Genomic DNA, 25,570 nt, shown 5'->3' on the forward strand with positions numbered 1-25,570 from the left:
TTACACTTCCTCTAGCTTTGTAGTCATTATCTTGTAAAGCTCCGTATCTTTTGGGAAGTGATCAATAAACGGAATAATGATACTACCGTAAATCAAAAGTCCCTCACCAGCTCCCGAATTGGTAACATAGGATAGCTGATGTGGGGAGATGTTAAGCTGTTTGGAGAGGATTTCTCTATCACCACCTGCTTGGTTCAGTAGATACACAAAGTCCGAGTTTTCAAAGATGTTTGCCACCTGTGGAGAACAAAGAAAGTCTTTTACATTCTGCGTTAAGCCTGTGGGAATACCTCCCCATTTACGAAAGCGTTTCCAAATCTCTACCGTATAATTGGCGGTTTGCTCCTTGCCCAAAAGCAGATGCATTTCATCAATATAATAACGTGTAGATTTTTTATCATTTCTGTTTCTACTGACTCTGCCCCAAATCTGGTCTTGCACCACAAGCATACCAAACTCTTTTAGAGCGTTACCCAGCTCCTTGGTATCAAAGCACACCACACGATTGCTAATATCCACATTGGTGCGATGATTAAACACATTCAATGAGCCCGTGACATAAATCGCCATACAATCGGCAATGTGCTTTGCCTGTGGGCTGTTTCGCTCTAAAATCGTGTTATACAAATCCTTTAAAATTGGCATTTGAGTATTTTTGGGGTCTACAAAATACGGCATATAAACCTGTTGCAAGCAGCTGTCGATGATACTTCTTTCATCAGCTTGTACCTTGCCCATCATCACCTCAAAGAGGGATAGGATAAAATCACTCTTTAAGATAAGTGGATTTTCTTCCTCCATATTATCAAGGCTAATATCCATTGGATTGATAAACTGTTTGGAAAGTGGAGAGATTTTAATGACCTGACCGTTCAGCTTTTGCACCAGGGGTGCGTACTCGGCTTCTGGGTCTAATATTGCAATATCATCATCAGTAATAAGAAACACATTGACGATTTCTCTCTTGGCTGAGAAAGATTTTCCCGAACCCGGTGTGCCTAAAATCAGTCCATTAGGGTTTTTAAGCAATTTCCTGTCAGCCATTAATAGGTTGCTCGACAAGGCATTGATACCATAATAGAGGGCATTGCCGTTTTGGAACAGTTCACAAGTGGTAAAAGGTACAAATCCCGCCGTTGCTGTGGTGGTCATACACCTTCTGATGTCAATTAAGTTTTTCCCCAGTGGCAAGCAGCTCATAAATCCCTGCTCTTGCTGGTAGTCAAGCCTATGGAGAATACAGTTATGCTTTCCGGCAAGGCTTGTTGCTCCAAAAACGATATTATCTAGTTTATCTTTAGAAGTTTCAGTGTTTACAATCATAAAGGTAAAATAGAAAAGTCGCTCATTTCTGCTTTGCAAATCCTGTAATAGCTTTTTCATCTCCGTGAGGAACAGAGCAAGGTCAGCGGGCATTATATCCATATCATATCCGCTTCTAACCGCCTTTTTTTGGTGGAGTAGGGAAGTGCCGCCTTGCCGCATTTCGGCGGTAGGTCTGCACCACCCTCTCCGGGAACCGTACGTACCCCTCTCGGAGTATACGGCTCTGTCATTGTTCGTTCAGTAAAACTCACATATTATGGATTTCATGGTGGCATTTTCTGCACACCACAAGCGTTTTTCGGCGTTTAGCCAACATTGCGATTTCCCACGTTTGCCTGCCTTTCAGATTTTTCAGCTTGTTGACGTGGTGAATTTCGTAATGGTCGCTTTCAGTCGTTCCGCATAGCTCACAAACTTTTGCTTTCAACCGTTTTTCAAGGCTGGTCACCGATTGACTGTAAATAATGGCCGCATTACTAATGATGTCAGTCGGATTCTTTACCTCTTTACAGTCAATATAATTCGCAAAATATCCCCGTTTTTCACCCGTTTTTGTTTCATACGGGATACCCCAATCGCCTTTGCCGTCTTTGAACATGGCAATGACCTTTGAGATACTGCTTTTATGTTTTGACGCAAGGGTTTTTAAGCAACTATATTTCATGAGGTAGGCAAAGTACTTCATTTTGTGGAAATTGCTTGCCATACCGTAGTAGTTGCAAAGCCCTCGTAGCTCATCATTGTAGGTAGTGACGATTTCTAAATCTGTAAGCCGTAGCAGAGAATTACGATGTACAGGAAAAAGTGTCCCGTCGATTTTCTGTATCGCTATTCCTTTTGAGAAGATGAATTTATGGATTTTGTCGTTAAATGGCACAAGCAGTTCAGTATGATTATTCAGCGTCCGCTTTTTGGCATTGCCTGGGCCACCACGCTTTATTTCTCCACTTCTCCGAACACGCACATCATAGCCTAAGAACCTTGCACATTCACTGCTGTGGGTAATGAGAGTTTTTTCTTCACTGAGTTCCATTTTCAGCGTTCCGCCTATAAATTCGGCAAGTTTACTCTTAATCCACTGGCAGTCCTCTTGGCTCCCTTTTACACCTATGATAAAATCGTCGGCGTACCGAACATATTTGATTTTTTTGTCGGTCTGCGAAGTACACGGGATTGACATAATCTGCTTGCGTTTTGGTTTATATTCTGCAAGTAGCCGTTCTTTCTCCGTGCCGTCTGCCTTTTTGATGTAATAGGAGAGCATTTTGATTTCGTTTTGAAGTTCTCGGTATTCAGGCGTTATCTTCTCCGTATTGGGTGTGTCAAACTCGGTTTTCAGCTTCATTACATACTTGTCCAGCTCATGCAGGTAGATGTTGGCGAGCAACGGCGAGATAATGCCGCCCTGCGGTGTTCCGCTGTATGTCTTGTGAAATTGCCAATTCTCTAAATATCCCGCTTTCAGGAACTTGTAAATCAGCTTGATAATCCGTGCGTCCTTGATTTTTTTGTTTATGAAACCTACAAGTACAGCGTGGTCGATATTGTCAAAGCAACCTTTAATATCGCCCTCAACAAACCAACGTGTGCCGTTGAACTCCTTTTTCAATGTAGTTAGTGCGGTATGACAGCTTCTTTTCGGTCTGAACCCATGTGACACATTTAGAAAGACAGGCTCATATACCGCTTCAAGCACCATGCGCAGAGCTTCCTGTACCAGCTTATCCGTAAATGTGGGTATTCCCAACGGACGCTTCTTTTTGGGGTCGCTCTTTTTGGAGATGTAGGTTCGCCTTACCGGCGTAGGCTGATAGGTATCGTCAGACAGCGATTTTATGATATTTGAAATTTTTACTTCGCTGAAACCGTCAGCCGTATCATTGTTTGCTCCTTTCGTTGCCGCTCCATTATTAGCATACAAGTGGTTATATGCCAGAAAATAGAGGTCAGGACGCAACAGGTAGCGATACAGTTTTGTAAAGACTTCTTCTTTGTTTGCAAGTGAGTTTTTACTGATTCTTGCTAAAATTTCGGTTGTTGGTTGCATTTGAGGTTTTCCTCCCTAATCAACTTTTATTTTAGTACACAATAACTGCGTCCCTTCGCCATGTAGACGGTGTTACCGCCCTCGGACTACTACGAACGCTCCGTACCCATGCAGGATTTTCAGGCTCAATAGCCATAGCCGATTATTCACCTCCGTGGTGGCGCTCCTGTTTAGGGTATCCCCAGTTAGCATTGTGTGTAGGTAAATGAGGATTGTCGGTTTCGCTTTCGTTTCGTTGCCATAAGTTCTCCTACAGATTGCATGAAATTGATGATAACCGATTGATTGACGAACATAATCAACCGTTCTCATGCCGGAGGTTTCAGACATTTTCCTCCACCTGAAAATAACAGGAATTAGAAACTCACGTTCAGTAAATTCAACTTAAACCTCGTATCCGCTTAACATTGCGGTTCAGTCGCACCAAAATGCCTTTAGGTGACTTACCGCTTTCCTGCCGTGCTATGTTCCCGTGTCAGCTTTCGCCTTTCGGTTAGGCAGGCTGTTTCCCGTGTTATCTTACGGGGTAGTACCTTACGCTACTTCACACAATGCCCTATCTGGGCGCACTTCGTCAATCTTCATTTTCTCCAGGTCAGACAGCTTGCGTTTTACCATTTTAATGGCTTTGGTATGGTCGATTGACTGAATGTGCATTGTTACATTTTGATTTCCCTCAATTTCAAGAAAATCTGCAAGCAAACGGTCGGAGAGTTCAGGAGCCAGTATCTCCATAAAGGATACTGCACCAAATTTATCTCCGGTCTTAAATCGCTTGGCATCTCCGAAATAAAAGGACGAAGGAACAATAAAATCTTTGGTGGATAGCCCCGATACAGGTAGCCAATTCCATTCAAAATTAAAGGATTGCTTCTCGTCCATATAAAGCATATTTCTAAGTAGATGGAGCCGTTCTTTTCCGTCAAGGCTTTCCATACGCACACCCAGCTTTTTGAAGTTGTTGTAGATGTCGGTTTCAATTCGTTCAAGCCTTGTTTTTGCCTTTTTGTAGCTATCTGCGTGAATACCAAAAGTGAGATACTTACGCTTGATAATGCCGTTATTGCCCTTGGAAAGCTGCTTTAGGAGCATATCAGAATATTCCTCACGAATAGAGTTGAAATCATCCTCCTGTGGTGCAATTGTAATGCTATCTTCAAATATCTTTTCGTTGCCTGTGATATTAAGGAAAGAGAGCTGAAATTTAATGGACGTATCAAAGTAGTTGAGAAAGTTGCTCCAACCATCAAAAATAGCGGATTTATCCTCGTTTTCCGCAAGCTGATAGTTGATGTCCTCAAATAAAATGCTCTTGGAATAAAAGTCCTCATCCACACGGCAAATACCATCGGGATAAAGGCGTTTATAGGGGATACTTTGCTGTGCAGACATTGCTTTTTTATCATCGCCTTTATACTTTGCGATAATGTTATTGATTTCCTTTTTCTCAGCTCTTGTGAGCTTTACTTCCTGTTTTGTGTTGTCCTTTGACAATTTGCGTTACCTCCTTTTTGAGATTATATTGCTTTTCCAAAAGTGTGTAGGCATTTTGAATTTTATAGGGTCGCTCCGATGGCAAGCCTTTTTTGACCATATATATCTGCTTAATGATCACTTCGGGTTTTTGTCCGTGCTTTTCATACATTGCAAATAAGAAAAAAGGTAGCATAACAACCATCATTGCAAGAGTTGCAACGGTAATGTCAATGCTGCCTTTTAAGATGAAAAATATGGGTAATCCCACAATCCCTGCAAGAGAGAAGAAAATAAGCTGTCTTTTGGTAAGGTTAAACATAACCTTTGTTTTGACCGCATTAAGGTCTTTTGGAACAGATACATAAGCCATTAGCGTTCCCCCTTATCCTGTTTTTTGTCTATCACAGGGGCAAGACTACCCTTCTTCATTTGATCCTTGTTTTCCTTTAACTGCTGTAGAACGGAGGGCTTTCGTTCCTTCGTCTTTTCAGCAAGTTTTTCCTTTGCCCAGTCGGGTAATAGGTCTATTTTGGCTTCGCCCAAAAAATCAAAGCGATAGAAGTTGGTTTTTTCTCCATCAGTGAGAAATTCACCCATTACCTTTTTATTACCCTTTTCACTATCACAGCCAAAGCCACCAAAGGCATAGAACAACTGCTCATCCCTTGTTTTATGCTGTTCATTTAGAATTTCCGGCTTTAAAACCATAGCCTTGCCCTCAAAATTCATATCCTTGGGAGGGTTCACCTGTGTTTTATCCCACAAATTCAGTTTTTCATATTCTTGCTTGTACTGGTTGATAAAGAGGTCCACAAGCCCCGTAGAAGAATTGACTAAAAATTCATTTCTTCTATCTCTATCCATAACTGTGTCCTCCGGCACAAAGGTTTCTTTTGCCCAAGCCTTGTTATTGCTGCTGATACGACCATCATAGTCAAAATTCTGTACCGTATAAGAAAGCACATATTTCATACGATCAAAGCCAAATTCCTCAATGACAGGCTTAGCGATATCTTTGCCAAGTCTATAACCATCGTAGTTTTCTCTGATAACTTTTTCAATGGCATTTTTACAATCAATATTGGCACTGTGGGAAAGTACATATCGCTCGGTATCCTCATTTCGTTTTGCTTCCCCAAAGCTGTGGGGATAAAAAGGTCTTGTATCCATTAGGCTAATTCCTTTCTTTCAAAATAATCCCTTACCATTTTAATATTTAGCTGTGAGGTGGCAAGGGTACGAATATGATCCAGCTGCTGTATAGAGAAATCTTCAAGCTGTTCCAAAAGCAAATTAATAAAAGGCTGCTGAGCTTGACAGTTCTGCAAATAGTGGAAATCCCTCGCCGTCATAATCACAAAGGTTTCACCCTCAATCTGCTCATAGGGGCTGTCTACCATATTTTCTAAACACCCCTCTAGGTTGCCAAAAAACTCGGCAACAGCTTCATTATCAATGGTAGGTGCGTTTTTCATATTCATATAAGCGTTCTCCTTTATAAAGTTAGTGGGCATTGAAAATACCCTTAGCAATGTTTCCTGTTTTGAATAAGGTAAAGCACAATAGCAATGTGTAGCCAAGACAGCCCCAAATTGCACCCATTGGGTCATCGCCCATTGCAATATCATTGATTAGTACGGAGTAAATGCCCACGCACACCATAATGAGGAACGCTTGAAATGCCAAGGCACAGATGGATTTAATGTAGTTTTGTCCCATGCTACCCCATTCTTTATTGCTCATTGTCGCAAAGGGAATCGGTGCAAGGGAGGTTACCATATAAATTTCCATCATTCTTCCGTAAATGACAATAAAAATGCAAAATGACAGTGCGTGCATCGTTACCTGTATCACAAAGCTTTGAATAAAAAGCCCCATCAATGGTCCGATGTCCATTTCTTGCAATACCGTTTCCAAGTTGCCGATGGCACTTTCAATATTGATACCTGTATCGCCTATAATCAAGCCTGCGGAGCTTGCCACAACACTTTGAGATACATCAAAAATTGCCATTACAATATCGAACACATTGGTAACAATTAACACTGCAATAAAGGTTTTCATAATCCATTTAAAAATATCGGAGGGTGGAAAATCGTGCATATTGTTTTTATCAATGATCATTGAGATAAGCTCGTAACACATTACAAAGGTTAATACTATCCCCGCTATGGGAATTACAACGGTTTCGGAAAGATTTTGAATAAGGGAGAAAACTCCGCCATTCCACGCTGACGGAGTTTTTCCCACTTCACTTGCAATCTCACCGACACGGGAATTAACGGTATCAAACATCCCTGTCAAGTTTCCAATAATACCGCTGATTAAAATCTCCTTAATCCATTCGGTTATAGCGTCGATGATACTTTGCATTTGTTACCTCCTATTAACCGAAAAGTCCAGAGAGAAGGGGAACAAGCGTCATTCCAATAAGTCCAACCCCACCGCCTGCCATAAGCTGCTTAATACCTTGCGATTTCGCCCCCGGATTGTCATTACCATAGCCTTCCAAAAGGTTGATGACACCCCAAATACCAAGTCCCGCGCCAAGTGCCACAACAAGAGTTTGTAATACTTTTATTGCTTCATTGAAAAAATCCATAATATAAAATCTCCTTTAAATGTTTTTTGTAGTAGAAAAGACACCACCATTACCGGTAGTGCCTTATTCTTCGATTTCGCCCATTTCATAAACCTCATATACATCGTTGGGCTTTGTTTTCAGTTTTGTGGACAGATACTTTTCTATACTAAAGGTGTTTCTTTTATCATAATCGGCTAAATATTGATAGTTTTTGTGCTTTGTTATATCATATTTATCCGAGAGGAATGGGCGAACACCTCGAAGCTGTAAAATACACTTACTGCCGTCCATAACAGCAAGCTCATCTATGCTCATAAGCTCCTTTCCCAACTTCTGATAATTTTGCCCATAACTTCTCTGACTTCCTCTTGTGTCGGAAGTATTATAAGTATCAATCGTTTCCTTGCCCATTGTTTCAGTTAGTTCTTTTAATGTAGTTTTTTCTTTACCACCGAGAAAAATCATACTGTCACAATTGCCGATAATAGTATCTGCATTATCCTTGTAGAGTGCCTTTAACTGGCTCTGTGCCTGCAATACAAGACAAGCAGATATTTCTCTGGAACGAATGGTTGCCATTAGCTTTTCCAGCTTTGGTATCTGCCCAATATTAGCAGCTTCATCAATTAGACAACGAACGTGGATAGGAAGTCTGCCACCATACACATCATCAGCCTTTTCACAAAGCAGATTAAATAACTGTGTATATGCCATTGATACCAAGAAATTAAAGGTATCATCAGTATCGGAGATGATGAAAAACAAGGCAGTTTTCTTATCGCCCAAGGTATCAAGTTCCAGTTCGTCATATTCTGTTAAATCCCGAAGCTCCTTAATGTCAAATGGGGCAAGCCTTGCCCCACAAGAAATCAAAATACTTTTGGCTGTCTTGCCAGCAGCTAGCTTATATTTTGCATACTGTCTTACTGCAAAGTGGTCTGGGGACTTCTTCTCCAAAAGTTCAAACACTCTATCCACGGAATTTTTAAAGTTCTCATCATCTTCTCGCACCTCACTTGCGTTAATCATTTCGATAAGGGTGTTAAAATTCTTTTCTTCCTCTGGTGCTTCATAGTGGATGTAGCCAATCAGAGCAGTATAGAGCAGTGTTTCGGCCTTCTGCCAAAAATCATCGCCGCCTTTGCCGTCACCCTTGGTATTGGTAATTAGGGTAGTAACCAGCTTCAAAATATCCTTTTCTGATCGGATATAAGAAAAAGGATTGTATTTCATCGACTTATTGAAGTTAATGGTGTTGAGAATTTTGATTTTGTAACCCTCTTTTTCAAGTAGCTTGCCGCATTCAATGACAATGGAACCTTTTGGGTCGGTAACAACATAGCTACTATGGCACTGCATAAGGTTGGGTTTCAACCAAAATCTTGTTTTACCACTGCCCGAACCGCCTATAATCAGCACATTTTTGTTTCTCGCATCCTTTGGGTTCTTGGGCCTACTGCTCATTGTTAGGCTTTCAGTTTTGGTGAGAATAATATTGTTTTCAAATACAGGGTCGACAAACGGCTCAATATCCTTTGGAGTACCAAAACAAGCAGAGCCATATTCTCTACCGTGCCTATACTTTTTTGCATTTTTCCCTCGTATGTACACCACAAGCCTTATAACAACTGCAATAAGCAGTCCGAAAAGTAAATCTCCAGGGTGAAAACTTGGAAAATAGCTTTTAAAAGCAAGGGCTAATCCATCACCAATATGAAGTAGCTTTTCTGATAAATCTGCACCATTCACAAAGCGGAAGCCCTGCACCACCTTAGTCATAAACAAACCGATGAACAGATACGGAATATGCAGGATTATTTGTTTTTTCACTTTATCTGTCATCGCACCTGCTCCTTTTTCTTGACCTTTTCCACTACGGCATTTTTGATTTTTTCTTTCTGTTCCCGTAGCTCTTGCAATACAGACGGTTTTTCAATCTTTCGCATTCTGTCTGCTGTAAATTCCTTAAAAGCAGAGAGAATAGCATCATTATCTTTTGCCTTAAAGAAAACAAGATACTTAGGTGGTGTTTCGGTAATGTCTTTTTTGAGAGCAAAATCCACGCCATATTTTCTTGCATACTTTTCAAAGCACTTTATGTTTTTGTCTGTAATTTCAATGTTTGTCATCCCTTGACCGTGCTTTGCGAGCTGTTTGATCGTCTGTTTACCGTGGGGCAGTTCCTTTTTGTGTGTAAGATATAGCTTGATTAGCTTTAGCAACAACTTCCCTGTCATTTTGGAGCTATTTACGCCAAAGGTTATGCTTCTATGGTTTATATCTTCTTGCAAAAAACCACTCCTTCCATCGGAAAATACTTACTCAAAGTAATATTCAACAGAATAAGTAATGTTGGATTTGTTGTACAATGACGATAGGTAATCCTTTGAAATTATCTCTGGATTTTCCCCCGTCCCACACCGTGCATGAAACTTTCATTTCACACGGCGTTCCATCGTTAGCTGATTTCGATTTTGATTATGCTTTGTGTATTTGCATATTTCTTAGAAATGATATTTTTTAATTCACATCACTTCAAATTAAAATCACCAACGACTAATGGCTATTCCTCTAACAGATTGGTTCTGTCTTTTAAGGTCATGCCATCGCTTTCACCGTAATTAAAGGCGCTTATTGTTCTTCGACACCACCGCATCACAGATGTGTAATCATCTCCACGTTTTACGGCTTACCACGTTCCAATGCTCCTATCTGTTCATGATACCCTTAGGTGCTTGCTTTAAGCCTGTACGCTGGATACTGCCTGTAACAGTATAAGGTATTTCATAAGTGCAATTCTTACTCTACCTCACGCACTTGCCCGAAGGCACATATACATTTCTGTACACACCACTTATAGACCCGTACATTCGCAAGTTCGTCAGGACAACTGCCCATTCTCACCATAGGTATTTTATAGACCTCCGAAATATAGGTTGCACCATTCATCGCTGAACAGCTTTCCACAGCTACATATTTGTCCTGTTTGGGCAACTCTCTCTCGACTTCACCGAGCGTCTGACAGTTCTCTAATTACATTTCAAACTGCCAGTCGGAGTATTAAGGGAAGCGTTTCGGGACGTTACTCCGTCATTCCACTTCTCAGAGCATTAGTTCTATCGATTATCTGTCCTCCTTTCAATCGATGCCTAACCTTTTCAGTTAGGAACGTGTCGCACTACAATTATGATTTGTATAGTAATAAAACTCCAATTTTGAATAAGTACCTGCGTCAAGCGTATTAGTAAAGGTAATTCCGTTACTTGTAGTACCATAACTTAATTGATCCCATTGGTTGGTTTTTACATTGTAACCACGAACACGACCAAAGTCATTACCACTATGCCCATCAACTGGAGGTACTGTAAAAGTATACTGAGTGATAGTTGCACCCTCAAGACCATTTTCATTAATAGTAGAGTCGGGTCCTGTTAAAGTCATACCGCCTCCACTGGTTGCATCTGCTACAAAGAATACAATAGCAGCCCAAGGCGATTCAGCACCTGTAGCATCAACAGCTTTTACGCGCACCACATTTTTACCGAGAGGATAAGCCTGTCGTTCACTATCTCGTCCTTCCCAAATATATGTGACCATATCTCCATCGGGGTCGGTACTGCTTGCTGAGATTGTAACGGCACTTCCGGGGTCTACACAATTACCATTTGGGGTTCTTGTAATCACCGGTGTAGTTGGTGCTGAATTGTTGATCGTAAATGTTTGGCTTACCCATTCTGAATAAACCCCGGCCTCATCTTTTGCTCTAACCTTGATAGTATGAGTACCAATTGCATAATAATCGTCACTTGCTTTACCACTCCACTCAAGTGTTGTTTTATCCCTATCTGCATCCGTAGCAGCAACAGAAGTTTTTACAAAGAAATTTCCGTTTTTTGCAGTTCTTGTAGGCACTGCTGTCATTGTAACCATAGGTGTATGATTGACAACCTCAAAAGTAACAGTCTGCCACACGGAATAGCTGTCAGCAATATCTTTTGCTCTTACTCTAACAGTGTAGCTACCAACAGAATAGTAATCGTCCGCTTTACGCCCTTCCCATTCAAGACTCGTTGCATCACCGTCAGCATCATTTGCTGTGGCTAAGATATTTACCAAGAAATCACCATTCTTCGTGGTTCTTGTAGGGATCGCTGTTACGGAAACCGTAGGTGCATGATTCATAATATCAAAAGTTACACTTTCCCATTCGGAATAGGTATTTGCAATATCCGTCGCTCTTACTTTAATGGTGTGGCTACCAACAGGATAGTAATCATCTGCTGTGCGTCCATCCCATTCAAGCGTGGTTTTGTCATTATCTTCGTCATTTGCAATAGCAGAGATATTTACTAAGAAATTACCATTCTTCGTGGTTCTTGTAGGGACTGCTGTCACCGTAACTGTAGGCGTAAGATTGGTAACCTCAAAAGTAATACTTTCCCATTCAGAGTATGTTCCTGCAACATCCTTTGCTCTTGCTCGAATTTCATGTATCCCAACAGGATAATAATCATCTGCCGTTCTTCCGTCCCATTCAAACGTAATTTCATCATTTTCCGGGTCCGTGGCAGTGGCACCGATCTTTACTAAAAAGTTATTATCTTTCGTAGTTCTAGTTAATTCAGCTGTAACAACTGGCTTATTAGGTGCTGTGTTTAGCACCTCAATATTTTCACTGTGAGCAAACAATCTTCCTTCTTTATCGGTAATGGTTGCTGTTAATGTGAATGTTCCCAGCTTGTCAATAGCCATTGTACCACCACTATTACCAAGAGAACCATCAAAGGTTACTACACCGTTTTTATCGTTCAGTACCCAGTTCACATCATACATATCAGCGTGAATGGTATTATCTATGGTAACCTCAAAATCTGCTCCATAGTGGATACTGTTCGGTACCGAAAAGCTAAATTCAACAAATGGCATAACAGTTATTTCTTCGCTGTGAGAAAACTCACGACCAAGGTAATCTGTCATGGTGCCTGTTAAAACATAAGTGCCATATTCCTTGAAACGGAATTTACCGCCATTAGCATTCAGTGTGCCATCAACTGCACTGTCAAACACTATTGCAATTCTGTCCTTAGTAATTGTCCAGTCCACAGGCAATACTTGATTGTTTCCGTGGGTTCTGAAATCAAGCACGGTATCGGTATAGGCAAGATTTGGAAGTGTAAATCCAAAGTCTAAAACAGGGAAAATCTCAATTTTATCTTTGGACTCAAATAGGAATACTCGTCCAGTTTGGTCAGTAATTCTTGCCACCAACTCATAAACACCGGCTCGTTTGAAATAAATTTTACCTCCATTGTTATCCAAGTTCCCATCAACATAGGTATTCCAATCTTGATACCCGTAGGTATTATCGATAAGCCACTCAATTTCCAAATCGCCTACATTTACAAGTGTTGTTGTAATCTCAATTTCTTTATCCGTATGAACAAATTCCGGTAAATTGTAGGTTACAACAGGAATTGCAAACACTTGAAAATTTTGCTCATAACTGTATGCTCTGCCACCCTCATCGCTAAAGGATACGGAAAGTGTGTACTTACCGGCTTTTATGAATTTTATAGAGCCACCGTCATTATCAAGTGTACCCTCGATAAATTCAGCCATAGAAACTACTTTACCGTCTTTTTTAAGTACCCAGTTTGCTGTACTATTACCAATCTCAGCAAAATTGGTATCTACCATAACCAAGTCGTCGGTGTGGAATATCTCCGGTAAATAAAATCCGGCAAAGCCAACAGGATATACGGTAATATCTATACTGCACGAATATTTACGACCGTTATCGTCGGTAATGGAAGCTGTCAGCTTATAGACACCTTTTTCTTTGAAACGGATATTTTCACCGTCTTCTAAAATGCCCTCAATGTATTCGTCAATTATGACATTTGTACCATTACGGGATAACTCCCAGTTGATTTTCAGCATATCTGCATTCTGGGAATTTACATCAATGCAAACAGGCTTATCAGTATAGGTGTTGTTTGGCAAATCCAAACTAAGTAAAACTTTAGAATAAATCGTAATTTCTGCTGAAGCTGAACTAGGGTTGCCCATACCATCTACCACCGAAGCTGTTACGGTATATAACCCTTTTCCACTAAAAAAGACAGAACCACCTGTGTCACCAAGTTTTCCGTCTATTACATCATCAATATTTACGACAGTCCCATCTTTGGAAATGGTCCATTTTACTGCATTGCTACCAAGATTTTCAGAGACAAAATCTATATCAACTTCCCTGTCGGTATAACTACTCTTTGGTGCATCCAGTTGTACTGTAACTACTGCATATACTGTAAAACTATTCCTGGCGATCGTGGTTTTTCCTTGACTGTTTTTGGCTGTGGCAATTAATGTGTAGTTTCCACTTTCTTTTGCTTTGATACTTCCACCATTATTGCCAAGTACACCGTCCAAGAATTTGTCATAGGCAACGGTAACACTGTCTTTTTCTAAAGACCAAGTAACAGTACTAACAGATTTACTATCGGTAGTAACACTTAAGGTATCTCCAACATAGCCAGCTTGTTGTAAATCAAAGCTAAAAACAGGGGTAGTGTTATCATTCCCACCACTACTGCTACCGCCACTGGAGGAAGAACCACTTGAAGGCCTTGATGGTTTTGTAGGCTTATTTTTTTCATCCTCCTGCTGTTTCTGTTCCTTATCAACTAATTCCTTGTCTGCTGATTCCTCTTTTATTATTTTATCGGCTTTGTTTTGGTTTAACAGCATAGCAAAGGCTTCTGCTCTGGTTGCATTCCAAAATGGTTTCAGCGTTCCATCGGGAAAACCGTCTACAATGCTGTATTTCTTTGCAATACAGATATATTCAAGCTGTGTTTTCGATACTGCTTCAAGGTCTGTAAAGCCTGTTTCGCATTTACAGTTATCTTCATGCAAACCATTACCTAATGTTCTTACAAGCATACGGAGCATTTCATAGCGTGTAATAGGTTCATCAGGGGAAAATTCACTGCCGTAATCGTTTGGCTCGATTATGTCAGTAAGAATAAGATGATTTATTTCTTTTTCAGCCCAATGACCTTTGATGTCTGTAAACTCAACATCAAGGATATTGTCATTTGTGGTAATGTTATTTGTGTTTCGTGCCACCAATGCCGAAAACTCTGCTCTCGTAATCGTAGCATCGGGGTGAACCAGTCCATCGGGATATCCGCTTACAACACCTTCTGCCGCAAGTGTATTGATAATTTTTTCTGCCCAATGCCCCACACTGTCCGTGAACATCTTTTGCATAGCAAAAGCTGAACCGGTTAAGCTCATTAGCACCAAGCATACAATCAAAATGACTTGGGTTGATTTATTCAACTTTAGTCTCATCAAAAAACTCCTTTTCAAATTTATTTTTTTAACTTTTTCTATTCTTGAAAATTAAGGCGGTATCACCAATCTGTATAAAAGAAATTTCTGCATAAAGGAACCTCTTTTCTTGATATTGTTATATATAAAAAAGCCATCCTAACGAAAATGGGTCAAGATAGCTTTGCGCTCAGCTAATTGAATTTTATTTGCCGTATAAATCGTGATTGACAAGTGCCGAATAGTAACTACTCATCGTAACAGGTGCATTATATAGGCTTGTCAACAGATATGCCTTAATGTTATTTATCTTTGTAGTGTTTTTGGAAAGACTGTCAAACACATACTCAATGTGGCTACTGTCCAATTTCAAAAATCTGCTTTTTACAACTGTCGTTGGAATATCCTGTCCAGCTATGCGGGTAGTCTGTGCATTACTACACACAATATCAAGCATCAATTCCACAATTCCATCAATTTCATCTGTATCATAAGGCTTTTTTTCTGCAAAATGATTGTACCCAATATTTTCTTTGATAATTTCACTGTACAATTTTCGCTCATCCATCCTATCCATCAAGAACGCCGAGCTTGTCAAGTCTTCCTTTTGTGTCTGCCTCTCTTTTGACAGATTGATAGAGTCAGTATCGCTCAAATCAGTATTATTAATCTTAGTATTATTAGTGTTCCATTTTGAAAAGTCTTGACTTCCTTTTTTGTTAAGTGAAGAACTTTCATATTCAGTAGTCTGCATCTTCGATTCATATGTAACACGAGAAAAATCACCTGTACTGTCACATTTATCCACAGAGGCATCCACAGGTAAAGGCTGTATTATGCCAGTTTCATCGATGTTTTCCTGTTCAGACTTGTCATTATGGGAAGTCTTATCTTCTGCTATAAAGTTAGGTTTACTGTGTTTTTTTAATACTGTCTTAGGACTGCGATCTTTTTTCAAAACTAAAGAACTAAAATTTTTGACATAGATAATCGTAGGCTTACCTTGCCCTTGCTTTTTACGTTCAATCAATCCAATGCCTTTTTTATCATCGAGCTCTGCCATAATACGCACCATTTTAGATTGACTCTGACCCATAAATGCACAGGCATCTTCAAGTGTAAAGTAAATGTATACTCGGTTTTCACCATCAAACCAGTTATTTTTAACGGATAACCCCATTCTGTCAAGCATAAGTCCGTAGAGCATTTTTGCATCAATGGATAGGCTTTTAAAACGTTCATCGGTAAACAGTATCTTTGGTATTCGATAAAAAGAATATTGTTCAGCTTCATTTCCGTAATGATAATTAAGTTTTAAAACAGTCATTTTAAGTCCTCCTAGATTTTATCTAAAAACGAAAAATCCCCTGGCCGAATTAAATCAGTCAAGGGGACATTACAAATTTATATTTATTTATTTGTACTCACTGTGCCACTTTTCAAGCAAGGTAGTAATAACATCTTCTATTTGCTCTTTAGAGTAGTTTTTAGGGAAATACTTGGTTAGCTTTTCGCTTTTTAAGGTTACGGTTACAGGCTTATCTGCTGTTTCAGAAAGAATAGCGTCGATAACGGTTTCGTTTATAGTGCCCTCACTGCTGTATTTTTTCAGCTTGGTAGCCTGTGCCATAGAGGGGATAATCATCAATTCTTCTATTTTTGATTGCAGTATTTCCTGCTCCTCTTGGGTTAGATAGGAAATTTCCACCGCAGTATTAAAAGCAATTTTACGTTCATCTGTCATGTCTAAGAGGGCAGCAATGAGTTCAGTTAAGCGAATGTAGCGTGTAACCTCCATTCTATTCACACCAGCATCTTGAGCAACTTTTTCTCTAGCTGATAACTTTGGCACAACTTGTGCTAAAGTTAAATCATTTCGTTTTCCTTGACTTTTTATGGCATCTAACTTCATTTTGTAAGCAAAAGCCTTTTCGGAAAACAAAAGGTTTTCTCTTTGGATATTGCTATCTACCATTATGATGGTGCTTTCTTCATCATCTAAATCACGCACCATAGTAGGTATTGTTTTAATTTCTAACAACTCACAGGCTCGTTTTCTTCTATGCCCTGCAATGATTTCAAAAGTTCCATCTGCTTTAGGTCTTGCAATGATAGGGACAAGGACACCATACTTTGCGATGCTTTCCTTGGTTTCCTCCATTTTTCCATCATCAAGCACCTTGAATGGGTGATGGGCAAAAGGTAACAGCCTTGATATTTCTATATGTTGTATACGGTTGGCTGTATCTTCAATAGATGTAGTTTCTTCATTATCCCCAAATAAGTCATCGAAGGAAGTCATTTTGATTTTACTTGCACTACTTTTCATTTATACGACCTCCTTAACAAGTCCCTCGTAGGCAATAGCAACTTTACCACTTGGATCATGAAGATAAATGCTCTTACCCTCAGCACTGATTTCGGCAGCTCTTACAGAGAGTGGGATAATGCTGTCATAAATTTTAATTTTACTACCGTAAGTATCGTTCAAAAGATTTATAATATCTTTGGTGTAATTGGTTCTCATATCCACCATGGTAATCAATATACCACCAATTTGAAGTTTGGGATTAAGCTGCTTTCGTACTCTGCCAATAGTTCTAAAAAGCTGTTCCATACCCTTAATGGAAAGATACTGTGCCTGTACAGGAATAATGACTTCGTCTGCACAGGTAAGCGCATTGATGGTTAGCATACCCAATGACGGAGAGCAATCAATGACTGCCACATCATAGTCATTATTAATTACTTTAAGGTATTCACGCAACACGCTTTCTCGGCTCATTGTGTTGACTAAAGTAACCTCCAGTCCAGATAATTCTATGTTAGCAGGTAGCAGATCGATACCTTCCTCGTGGTGTAAAATACCCTCGCTAGGTGCGATTGGTTTGTCCTTAATAATTTTCTCAAGAACTGTAGAAACGGTGGTATCCATTTTATCTTGCTCATTATAACCTAAGCTGACCGTTAAGCTACCTTGTGCATCAAGGTCTATAGCAATCACTCTTTTGCCTTCGTTAGCAAGTCCAATAGCTAGATTTACTGCTGTAACAGTTTTACCTACACCGCCTTTTTGATTTACTATTGCTATGGTTTTCATAATATGTAATCTCCTTAGTGTTATTTTAATTTGGGGAAATAAAATAAGCATAACCTTTGAAAACCTTATTGTTACTGGGTTTATTGGGTTATGCTTATAATAACACAAGCGTTTGCAAACAAGCTTTGACTTTTCTTGCGGTTTGCTTTACGCCAAAGCTGATTTTTTTTCTGATTTCTCTTGGTTTGAACATTGTCGAAGGTGACTTTATCAATCAATTCGGGATAAGCTTCATCCCCCATATACTTAGTATTTTCAAGGATTCTTCCTATACCGCAGTGTGTCCATTTGGTTTTGTTATTTGCATTTAGAACTTCTTTTTCACTCAATTCCTTTGCTATGGCTAATAAAGATTTTCCATTTAGGTATTCCGAGAAAATCCTTTTTACGGTTTTAGATTTTTCTTTATCTATCTGTATTTTGCCATCCACCATTTTGTATCCGATTGGCATATATGTTTGCATAATTGCGTTCACCTCTTTGTTATATATTCTGTCAACTCAAGGTTATTAATAAGCCTAAATGTAATGTCACCGATTTTACCGATTAGGACTTTATCTACTGTATGGATAAACAGTTCTTCTTGATAATCGTCCATAATTATCGGGTTGTATTTTATAATTTGCAGTATCCTTTTTGTTCCCTCAATCTCTTTTTCATAACCATTACTTTCAAGGAAAACATTTCTCTTTTTCTTGTATTCCTCAATTTCAACGTTAATTGTATTCTGCTTTTCCATAAAAACAGCAGAGTCCATATATCCTTTTAGCATGACTCGCTGTAGGATATGGCTCTGCTCCATTAACTCCGATATATTATTGTTTAGTTTGAGAATTTCCTCTTCCTGTTCTTTATTGACTCTTAATTTTTTTAAGGATTCCAAGAGGGGATAGAGGATTTCACTGTAGTTGCTTACAAGCTTATTCCACATGGTTAGGAAAGCATCTTTGATAATATCCTCTCTTACTGCTTTCATGCTACACTTTTTCCGGTTTTCTATATGAGTAATACAGCACCATTGTATTTTCTCGTAAGGCTTGCCGATATACATTTTCTGTCTTCGAAATGTTCCACCGCATTCTTTGCAGATGATTTTACTGCTGAATTCATAGCGGTTTTGGTATTTACCGCTGTCATCCATGCCCATCTGCATTCTTCGGTATTCATAAATTTCCCGAACTCTTTCTGCCTGTTCTTCTGCAATAATAGGTTCATGACTGTCTTTCACGGAGTACATGGGTAGTTCTCCATGGTTTATCTTCTTTGTGAAAGGAAGCACATCTGTTGTATATGTTTTTTGCAGCAGCAATTCTCCCTTATAAATTGGATTTTGTAAAATCCCCTTTACTACGCCATCATGCCATTTTTCTGCTGTTCGGATGGTTGGGATATTGTCATGAGTTAAATCTTGGGCGATTGCATAACTGCCTTTTCCGCTTAAGTATTCATTATAAATTCTTCGGATAATTTCAGCCTCATCTTCTTTGATAATAAGCTCACCATCTTCATCCTTGGTATAACCATATGCCACACAGCTTGGTATGTAACTTCCATCCCCAAATCTTTTTTGAATACCCCAGCGATTATTTGTGGAGATGCTTTCCGATTCACCTTGTGCAATTGAACTTAGGATTGTCAGCATCTGCTCACTCTGTTCTGACATGGTATTGATATTCTCTTTTTCAAAGTATACCGCTATCCCAAGGGATTTCAGATTTCTAATTGTTTCAATGCTATCTATGGTATTTCTCGCAAATCTTGTGATGGATTTTGTAATGATAAGGTCGATGTTTCCTTTTTCACATTCCATTATCATTCTCTGAAATTCATCACGATTTTTTACCTTAGTGCCACTTGATTCATCTGCAAAGATACCTGCAAATTCCCATTCAGCTCGGCTTTCAATGTATTCTTTATAATATTTTGTCTGAGCAGCATAGGAAGTATGCTGTTTTGCACTATCTGTGCTGACTCTGCAGTAGGCACAAACTCTCTTCTTTGGTCTTAATTCTTGCAGAACCTTCTGCCTTACAGGTTCTATGGTTTTGACCTTTTTCGCCATCTAGTTCTCCTCCTTTCCCAGAAGTAAGCCTTCTGTTAGCAACACACGATACCCCAAAGAACTTATAATAGCAAGTGTTATTACACATATACTTTTGCAAGGCTTGGAGAAAAGGATTGGCGGTTTAGTTCATCTATTTGTGCATACTCAACATCAGAAACAATGCCTTTTCTCTTTAGAATATCAAGAAACTTAATTGACATTTTATAGTGCACTTCATTTTGAGATTGTTCTATTGTCATTTCATGTTCTTCGGCAATTTCAGCACCTATCTTCATTAAATCCATATCATTTCCTCCGTTCCTATATAGTTTTTCTTAATATCACAAAAATAGGGATTACCGCTGTCTGCGTTTGTACTGCAAAAGCAGATAAAACATAGGTAATCCCCATTGCTTCTGACATTAAGTCAGTTAGCTTATATTTCTGTACTTTATTTGACACTACTTCCCAAGTACACAGCCTTGCTTTCGCAAAGTTTAGGGCGATTTACATAAACTGAGAGTAGTTAATTCTCATCATAGGAATCTCACCTCCTGCAGGATCTCTGCAGGCTGCCCCCATTGCGTGAGTCTGTGGCTGGACAGAAGTATCATTATAGGCTGATAAGGTTATGGCAATACAATCCACTATAAATTGTTTCATGATCAGACGGACCCGCTCGCTCCTTATGTTGGCCGCATTAATAAAATCCGGAAGAAAAAATCCATTTTCATGGATTGTCCTGATTTTACAGGAGGTCACAGCGCATCTATCAAAGTTGCTCTCCCGGTTAAGGCTCATCAGCTAATGTATTTATGAAATCGGATATTTAATTTTCAAAGTACTTTAAGAGGATAAAAATACCCCCTCACTTACTTCAACGTTAAGTGAGGAGGCTGCACACCCTGAACTTTTATTTTGTCATTAAAACTTTCAGCTTTTTAATAATACGGTTCTTTCTCTTATGTACCGCATTGTGGTAAACACCTAACTGTTCTGCATATTCACGCTCACTTCTTTCTTCGTAAAAAAGAGCATTTATAAGTTCCTTCTCTTCCTGCGCAAGAAACTTTAAGCTGTCTAGAAGTTTCTCAATCATAACTTCTTTGACAGCTGTTTCCTCCACATCAATTTTTTCGTCACAGAACTGCATATCTGCTTCAATCAAACGTTCTAATGAATCTTCTCTGCTTGGAACAAAATAGGCTTTTTCCTTTTCATCATCTAATACAAAAGTTTCAGCCTTCAAATCATACTCTTGGTAAATTGCTTTTCTTGCTCCTTGTTTTAAAACCTTAATAACTTCATCACTTGCACTTGGATACATCTTTTTATAATTTGGTATTCTTCTGTTTACAGTCATTTACTTTTCCTCCGCTTTCTGAATTTTGAAAAATAATCAAAGTTCAAAAAAACGGAGGGGAACGACAGCCAACAAACCCTAAACTATCTGTAAAAATAAAAAAGCCAAACTTATTCCTTGTTGGAATAAATTTGGCACTAATATCCGAAGTCATAAAACACTGTGGTTCTACTTCATTGCTTAAATTTAATTTATATTTTCTATTTTCTTTACTGCTGGTTCGTCTTTTATGGCTACGTTTATGTATTTTGTGCAGATGCAACTTCAATCGATAGTTTATTGAATGTATATTCAAGCGCTGTCTTATACCGCAGTACTTCATATACACCACCCTCACCTACACAGCAACCTCTGCAAAAGATAAAGAGTTCCTTACGCTGCTGTGCCAATCCCCTTATTTTTTTGTCACCTAAATGGTTATATTTAAAAATTAATTTTATAATTAACACAGCTAACACCTTTGTTATTTGAAATATAAAAAAAGAGCAGACAAAGTCAATTGAATTTTGACTATCTGCTCTCAATACATATTAATACTTCAATACCATAATGTTTTATCATATACATGTCCTCCACATTCATATATGATTTGACAACTTTTTCATACAGTTTATGATATAAATATAAGTTATTTTATCTAAAAACATTGTCGAACCATGTGAAAATTTATAAGAATTATCCAAATTTATAATAAATATCAAATTTGTTAGCTCCTTAAGCTGTCTAAAATTATTTTTTTCTCTGATATTAAATCTATCTTAGGGTGATACCTTCTTGGTAGTTCACCATGAACTCCACCTCAGACCACAGAAAAGGCATAGTATACCCTTAGCGGAAACTATGCCTTTTGGATGATTAACCGGTTATTTTTTTTAAAGATATAGATTAGACGTATGACTGCCATTCTCACGACATCTAAATTCGTTCGTAAGCAGACCATAACGGGCTAAGTCATCTATGGCTCTTTTCACAGTACTCACCGACATAGAAGTGTCCTTTGCAATAGTTTTAATTAAAAGCCTACATTCTCCCTCTGAGTTACTGCGATATTCAAATACATATATACCCTGTATTTACCTATAAAGGCAGTTCTTCTTGATATACTCTGCTTTGCCACTTCCATGGTCACTTTTATGTATCCATTTCGCACCCAGAGGTGCTGTAGCAAGCTGGCTGGCATTCTCCAGTTGATTTACTTAAAATCAGAAGACCTCCACAGATTCTGTTTGTGACGACTTTTTAAATTTTGCAAGAACCTGATCTACAAAAGAATATAAAACAGGAATGTATATAAGTGTAATAAATAGAGAAAGCGTTAAGCCAAACATCACTGTAATTGCAATTGGTTTTTGTGTTTCTGTACCAGAAGCAGTTGAAATAGCCATTGGTAAGAGTCCAAATATACTTGTTAATGTTGTCATCAAAATAGGACGCAATCTAGACGGCCCAGCCATCAACATCGCTTCGTTGGCACTGACACCATGTTGCTCTTTCATCTGATTTGCATAATCAATTAAAACAATCGCATTGTTTACAACTATACCTATCAACATAATAAATCCTAGAAAAGCAATAATCGAAATAGGATTACCTGTTATTTTGAGTCCTAATATACCTCCTGTAATTGCCATTGGCATCGTAAACATAATGATAAACGGATAAACTAACGACTCAAACTGTGATGCCATAATCGCATAAACCAATACCACAGCAACAATGAGTGCTAAAATCATCTCCACAAGTGAATCCCCCATTGTTTCCATTTCCCCAGTAAATTTATAACCATAATTTTCTGGAAATTGATAAACATCTAACTTTTCTTCTACAAGACTTTGAATTGTTCCAGTGTCCATTGCAGCATCAAATTTTCCATAAATCGTTATATATCGTTGTTGATCTCTCCTAGTAATGCTTGAAGCACCTTTATCTGTAGAAATTTCTGCTACTTCTGAAAGTGGAATCTTAGTTCCCTGATTTGTAGTCAACATAACATTGGTTAAATCATTGATACGCTCCGTTTTTTCATCCGCATATTTAATTCTTATATCTACTTCTGTATCATCAATATTATACTGAGAAGCCACTACACCAGATGTAACCATATTTACAGCACTAGCAACATCACTTGTTGTAATACCATATTTAGCAGCCTTACTTCTGTTAAGAATAATATTTCCTTCTGGAAGCGCTTCATCTTGTGAGGTTTCAAATTCAATAGCTCCAGGTATCTCAGCAAATTGATCTGTTAATTCTCCAACAATTTGCTCAAGTGTATCTAAATCGGAACCAGTAATATTAAGATTTAAATCATAGTTACCTCCGGCCATTGTATTCGCATTTTCACCCATTTCAACTTTAATTTTTGCTCCAGCTATACCTGAAATTTTCCCTTTAATGTCATCTATGATTTCATCAGTAGTTCTTTCACGTTGCTGTTTATCACAAAGATTGAAATAAATTGTCGGATCAGAATTCTGCCCTAAGACACTCCCTCCAATTTGTGTATAGGAATTTTCTGCTTCTGGAATTGTACCTATTTTATTTATTACATCTAAGACCATTGCTTCTGTTTCAACGTATTTTGTACCACTTGGCATCTCTACAGTTACTTTTACAGTTCCTTGGTCACTTCCTGGAGATAGCTCCATTCCCATACCAGGAACAATGGTTAATGATAGTATAAATACTCCTATTATTACAGCTGTTGTTTTTATTCTATTTTTTAAACAAATTTCAATTAGTGCTCTATATCCCGTATCAAGTTTGTTAATCCCTTTTACCCATACTTCCTGTATCTTGGAGAAAGTATTCCTTTTATCTTCGTCGGTACCTTTCCTTAAAAGTTTTGAACTAGCCATAGGGACAAATGTTAGGGCTATTATTAATGACGCAGAAAGAGAATAGCATATAGTTAAAGAAATAGTTTTTAATACTTGACCAATTGCACCTGAAATAAATGCCAAAGGGAGAAAACATCCAACTGTAGTCAATGTGGAAGCAAAAATTGCCATACCAACTTCTCGTGTCCCATCGTACGCTGCTTGTTTAGGTGTCTTACCAAGTTCAAAATGTTTTGAGATGTTCTCTATTACAACGACTGAGCTATCAACCAGCATACCAATACCAATTACAATAGCACCCATAGAAATTGTGTTCATCGTTAAACCTGATATATACATCAATCCAAATGTTATTAAAATTGAGGTTGGAATAGAAACACCTATTATAAGCGACGTTCTAAAATTGCCAAGAAAAAGAAGAAGTATTATAACAGCAATAATTGTGCTTGTATACGCGGTCTGAAGCACATTATTAACAGATGTTTTTATGTACTCTGAAGTATTTGTAAGTAATTTTATTTGAAGCTCAGGATAGGCTTTAATTATTTCATTAATTTCTTTTATAACCTCATCACTAACAGTTACAACATTGGCATCTGATGCTTTTGCTATTGATAATAAAATTCCTTCTTTGCCGTCTATTACTGACATTGTAGACTTGTCTTTAGTTGACAGTTTTACCTGTGCTATATCGCTAATGTATATAGAATTCCCATTATTAGTTAATATAGGTATGTTTTTTATGTCATCAATAGATTTAAATTCACCTACTGCCCTTAACTGCAGATCTGTATCTCCGTATGATACGGTACCTGATGGAATGTTTTGATTTTCTGCAATAAGCGCTTGACGAACTTGTGCAACTGAAATGCCATACCCCTCTAATTTTCTAGAATCAATGGTAATCTGCACTTCATCTTCTTCTCCACCTATAATATCTACTGAAGAAACACCTTCAATTCTCTCAAATTTTTCGGTAATATTTTGGTCAAGCATATCATATAAGCTGTTGACATCCAATATATCACTAGTGACACCAACTGAAAGCGTTTCTGTATTTGTATCTACCTTTGATATCGTTGGCTCATCTGCATCCGTTGGTAAAGATTGTTTAACTAAATCTACCTTTTCCCTAAGATCAATTACAGCTTGATCAATATCTGTTCCATCAACAAATTGTATTGTAATAATAGAAGAACCCGCCGCCGATGTTGAACTCATAGTATCAATGCCAGCTAGTACTCCAACTGACTCTTCTATTGGTTTTGTAATTAGTTTTTCCATCTCTTCAGGACCTGCACCAGTATATGTTGTACTTACAACTGCAATTGCCGTATCAGTGGTAGGCATGAATGCTAAAGGCATTAGTTTATATCCTAGAAAACCGGCCAAAATTACAACGATGAGTATCATCATCGTCGTAACAGGCCGTTTAATTGAAATTTTAGTCAT

21 protein-coding genes and 1 pseudogene are annotated in these 25,570 nt (G+C 38.4%); all 22 read right to left on the reverse strand.

Annotation, left to right across the window (positions count from 1 at the left end):
• A pseudogene (locus tag CPRO_RS09175) lies at positions 1 to 1,455 on the reverse strand (VirB4-like conjugal transfer ATPase, CD1110 family); the annotation flags it as partial.
• Positions 1,416 to 1,577, reverse strand: a complete 162-nt coding sequence (locus tag CPRO_RS15500) for a hypothetical protein (RefSeq protein WP_162264906.1) — start codon at positions 1,575 to 1,577, stop codon at positions 1,416 to 1,418. The pseudogene CPRO_RS09175 and the gene CPRO_RS15500, both read right to left, overlap by 40 nt.
• Positions 1,574 to 3,373, reverse strand: a complete 1,800-nt coding sequence (locus CPRO_RS09180) for a reverse transcriptase domain-containing protein (protein WP_066050750.1) — start codon at positions 3,371 to 3,373, stop codon at positions 1,574 to 1,576. Before CPRO_RS09180 ends, CPRO_RS15500 begins: the two co-directional genes overlap by 4 nt.
• A 534-nt stretch (positions 3,374 to 3,907) precedes the next feature.
• Positions 3,908 to 4,867: a hypothetical protein gene (locus tag CPRO_RS09190; RefSeq protein ID WP_066050756.1), complete on the reverse strand. Its 960-nt coding sequence runs from the start codon at positions 4,865 to 4,867 to the stop codon at positions 3,908 to 3,910.
• Positions 4,821 to 5,219, reverse strand: a complete 399-nt coding sequence (locus CPRO_RS09195; RefSeq protein ID WP_066050759.1) for a PrgI family protein — start codon at positions 5,217 to 5,219, stop codon at positions 4,821 to 4,823. The genes CPRO_RS09190 and CPRO_RS09195 overlap by 47 nt, the downstream gene beginning before the upstream one ends.
• On the reverse strand, positions 5,219 to 6,019 hold the full coding sequence (locus CPRO_RS09200; RefSeq protein WP_066050764.1) for a DUF3849 domain-containing protein: 801 nt from the start codon (positions 6,017 to 6,019) through the stop codon (positions 5,219 to 5,221). Before CPRO_RS09200 ends, CPRO_RS09195 begins: the two co-directional genes overlap by 1 nt.
• Positions 6,019 to 6,330 carry a hypothetical protein gene (locus CPRO_RS09205; protein ID WP_066050766.1) on the reverse strand — a complete coding sequence of 104 codons (312 nt, stop codon included), beginning with the start codon at positions 6,328 to 6,330 and terminating at the stop codon, positions 6,019 to 6,021. Before CPRO_RS09205 ends, CPRO_RS09200 begins: the two co-directional genes overlap by 1 nt.
• Before the next feature lie 22 nt (positions 6,331 to 6,352).
• Positions 6,353 to 7,222 (reverse strand): VirB6/TrbL-like conjugal transfer protein, CD1112 family, encoded by an 870-nt coding sequence (locus tag CPRO_RS09210; protein ID WP_066050768.1) that lies wholly within the window; start codon positions 7,220 to 7,222, stop codon positions 6,353 to 6,355.
• 13 nt (positions 7,223 to 7,235) lie between these two features.
• A complete protein-coding gene (locus tag CPRO_RS09215; protein ID WP_066050772.1) occupies positions 7,236 to 7,451 on the reverse strand; it encodes a Maff2 family mobile element protein in 216 nt (71 codons plus the stop codon).
• A 63-nt stretch (positions 7,452 to 7,514) separates the two neighbouring features.
• Positions 7,515 to 9,275, reverse strand: a complete 1,761-nt coding sequence (locus CPRO_RS09220; RefSeq protein WP_066050775.1) for a VirD4-like conjugal transfer protein, CD1115 family — start codon at positions 9,273 to 9,275, stop codon at positions 7,515 to 7,517.
• A complete protein-coding gene (locus CPRO_RS09225; protein WP_066050779.1) occupies positions 9,272 to 9,724 on the reverse strand; it encodes a PcfB family protein in 453 nt (150 codons plus the stop codon). The genes CPRO_RS09220 and CPRO_RS09225 overlap by 4 nt, the downstream gene beginning before the upstream one ends.
• Before the next feature lie 871 nt (positions 9,725 to 10,595).
• The gene (locus CPRO_RS09230; RefSeq protein ID WP_066050782.1) at positions 10,596 to 14,792 is read right to left on the reverse strand and encodes an S-layer homology domain-containing protein; all 4,197 of its coding nucleotides are present in this window, start codon (positions 14,790 to 14,792) and stop codon (positions 10,596 to 10,598) included.
• 184 nt (positions 14,793 to 14,976) lie between these two features.
• On the reverse strand, positions 14,977 to 16,098 hold the full coding sequence (locus CPRO_RS09235) for a DUF6017 domain-containing protein (protein ID WP_066050786.1): 1,122 nt from the start codon (positions 16,096 to 16,098) through the stop codon (positions 14,977 to 14,979).
• 87 nt (positions 16,099 to 16,185) lie between these two features.
• Positions 16,186 to 17,100, reverse strand: a complete 915-nt coding sequence (locus CPRO_RS09240) for a ParB/RepB/Spo0J family partition protein (protein WP_066050789.1) — start codon at positions 17,098 to 17,100, stop codon at positions 16,186 to 16,188.
• Entirely contained in the window at positions 17,101 to 17,874 is a 774-nt protein-coding gene (locus CPRO_RS09245; protein ID WP_066053907.1) for a ParA family protein, read from the reverse strand.
• Positions 17,875 to 17,951: 77 nt separating this feature from the next.
• On the reverse strand, positions 17,952 to 18,335 hold the full coding sequence (locus tag CPRO_RS09250; RefSeq protein ID WP_066050793.1) for a recombinase family protein: 384 nt from the start codon (positions 18,333 to 18,335) through the stop codon (positions 17,952 to 17,954).
• Between the two features lie 8 nt (positions 18,336 to 18,343).
• Positions 18,344 to 19,933, reverse strand: coding sequence for a recombinase family protein (locus tag CPRO_RS09255; RefSeq protein ID WP_066050795.1), 1,590 nt, complete (start codon positions 19,931 to 19,933; stop codon positions 18,344 to 18,346).
• Positions 19,934 to 20,013: 80 nt separating this feature from the next.
• Positions 20,014 to 20,220 (reverse strand): SHOCT domain-containing protein, encoded by a 207-nt coding sequence (locus CPRO_RS09260; RefSeq protein ID WP_066050798.1) that lies wholly within the window; start codon positions 20,218 to 20,220, stop codon positions 20,014 to 20,016.
• A gap of 202 nt (positions 20,221 to 20,422) precedes the next feature.
• Positions 20,423 to 20,578, reverse strand: a complete 156-nt coding sequence (locus CPRO_RS15355; protein ID WP_157881662.1) for a hypothetical protein — start codon at positions 20,576 to 20,578, stop codon at positions 20,423 to 20,425.
• Positions 20,579 to 20,828: 250 nt separating this feature from the next.
• A complete protein-coding gene (locus tag CPRO_RS09270) occupies positions 20,829 to 21,278 on the reverse strand; it encodes a sigma-70 RNA polymerase sigma factor region 4 domain-containing protein (protein ID WP_066050804.1) in 450 nt (149 codons plus the stop codon).
• Positions 21,279 to 22,150: 872 nt separating this feature from the next.
• The gene (locus CPRO_RS16150; protein ID WP_072743609.1) at positions 22,151 to 22,351 is read right to left on the reverse strand and encodes a helix-turn-helix domain-containing protein; all 201 of its coding nucleotides are present in this window, start codon (positions 22,349 to 22,351) and stop codon (positions 22,151 to 22,153) included.
• 129 nt (positions 22,352 to 22,480) lie between these two features.
• Positions 22,481 to 25,570: an efflux RND transporter permease subunit gene (locus CPRO_RS09280; RefSeq protein WP_082754308.1), complete on the reverse strand. Its 3,090-nt coding sequence runs from the start codon at positions 25,568 to 25,570 to the stop codon at positions 22,481 to 22,483.

This window comes from Anaerotignum propionicum DSM 1682 (assembly GCF_001561955.1).
GTDB lineage: Bacteria > Bacillota > Clostridia > Lachnospirales > Anaerotignaceae > Chakrabartyella > Chakrabartyella propionicum.

Bases quoted from the DNA above. Each gene is read 5' to 3' on its own strand.
- CPRO_RS09180 (WP_066050750.1), bottom strand. From the start codon at position 3,373: ATGCAACCAACAACCGAAATTTTAGCAAGAATCAGTAAAAACTCACTT.
- CPRO_RS09195 (WP_066050759.1), bottom strand. From the start codon at position 5,219: ATGGCTTATGTATCTGTTCCAAAAGACCTTAATGCGGTCAAAACAAAG.
- CPRO_RS09200 (WP_066050764.1), bottom strand. From the start codon at position 6,019: ATGGATACAAGACCTTTTTATCCCCACAGCTTTGGGGAAGCAAAACGA.
- CPRO_RS09205 (WP_066050766.1), bottom strand. From the start codon at position 6,330: ATGAATATGAAAAACGCACCTACCATTGATAATGAAGCTGTTGCCGAG.
- CPRO_RS09210 (WP_066050768.1), bottom strand. From the start codon at position 7,222: ATGCAAAGTATCATCGACGCTATAACCGAATGGATTAAGGAGATTTTA.
- CPRO_RS09215 (WP_066050772.1), bottom strand. From the start codon at position 7,451: ATGGATTTTTTCAATGAAGCAATAAAAGTATTACAAACTCTTGTTGTG.
- CPRO_RS09220 (WP_066050775.1), bottom strand. From the start codon at position 9,275: ATGACAGATAAAGTGAAAAAACAAATAATCCTGCATATTCCGTATCTG.
- CPRO_RS09230 (WP_066050782.1), bottom strand. From the start codon at position 14,792: ATGAGACTAAAGTTGAATAAATCAACCCAAGTCATTTTGATTGTATGC.
- CPRO_RS09235 (WP_066050786.1), bottom strand. From the start codon at position 16,098: ATGACTGTTTTAAAACTTAATTATCATTACGGAAATGAAGCTGAACAA.
- CPRO_RS09240 (WP_066050789.1), bottom strand. From the start codon at position 17,100: ATGAAAAGTAGTGCAAGTAAAATCAAAATGACTTCCTTCGATGACTTA.
- CPRO_RS09250 (WP_066050793.1), bottom strand. From the start codon at position 18,335: ATGCAAACATATATGCCAATCGGATACAAAATGGTGGATGGCAAAATA.
- CPRO_RS09255 (WP_066050795.1), bottom strand. From the start codon at position 19,933: ATGGCGAAAAAGGTCAAAACCATAGAACCTGTAAGGCAGAAGGTTCTG.
- CPRO_RS09260 (WP_066050798.1), bottom strand. From the start codon at position 20,220: ATGGATTTAATGAAGATAGGTGCTGAAATTGCCGAAGAACATGAAATG.
- CPRO_RS15355 (WP_157881662.1), bottom strand. From the start codon at position 20,578: ATGAAACAATTTATAGTGGATTGTATTGCCATAACCTTATCAGCCTAT.
- CPRO_RS09270 (WP_066050804.1), bottom strand. From the start codon at position 21,278: ATGACTGTAAACAGAAGAATACCAAATTATAAAAAGATGTATCCAAGT.
- CPRO_RS09280 (WP_082754308.1), bottom strand. From the start codon at position 25,570: ATGACTAAAATTTCAATTAAACGGCCTGTTACGACGATGATGATACTC.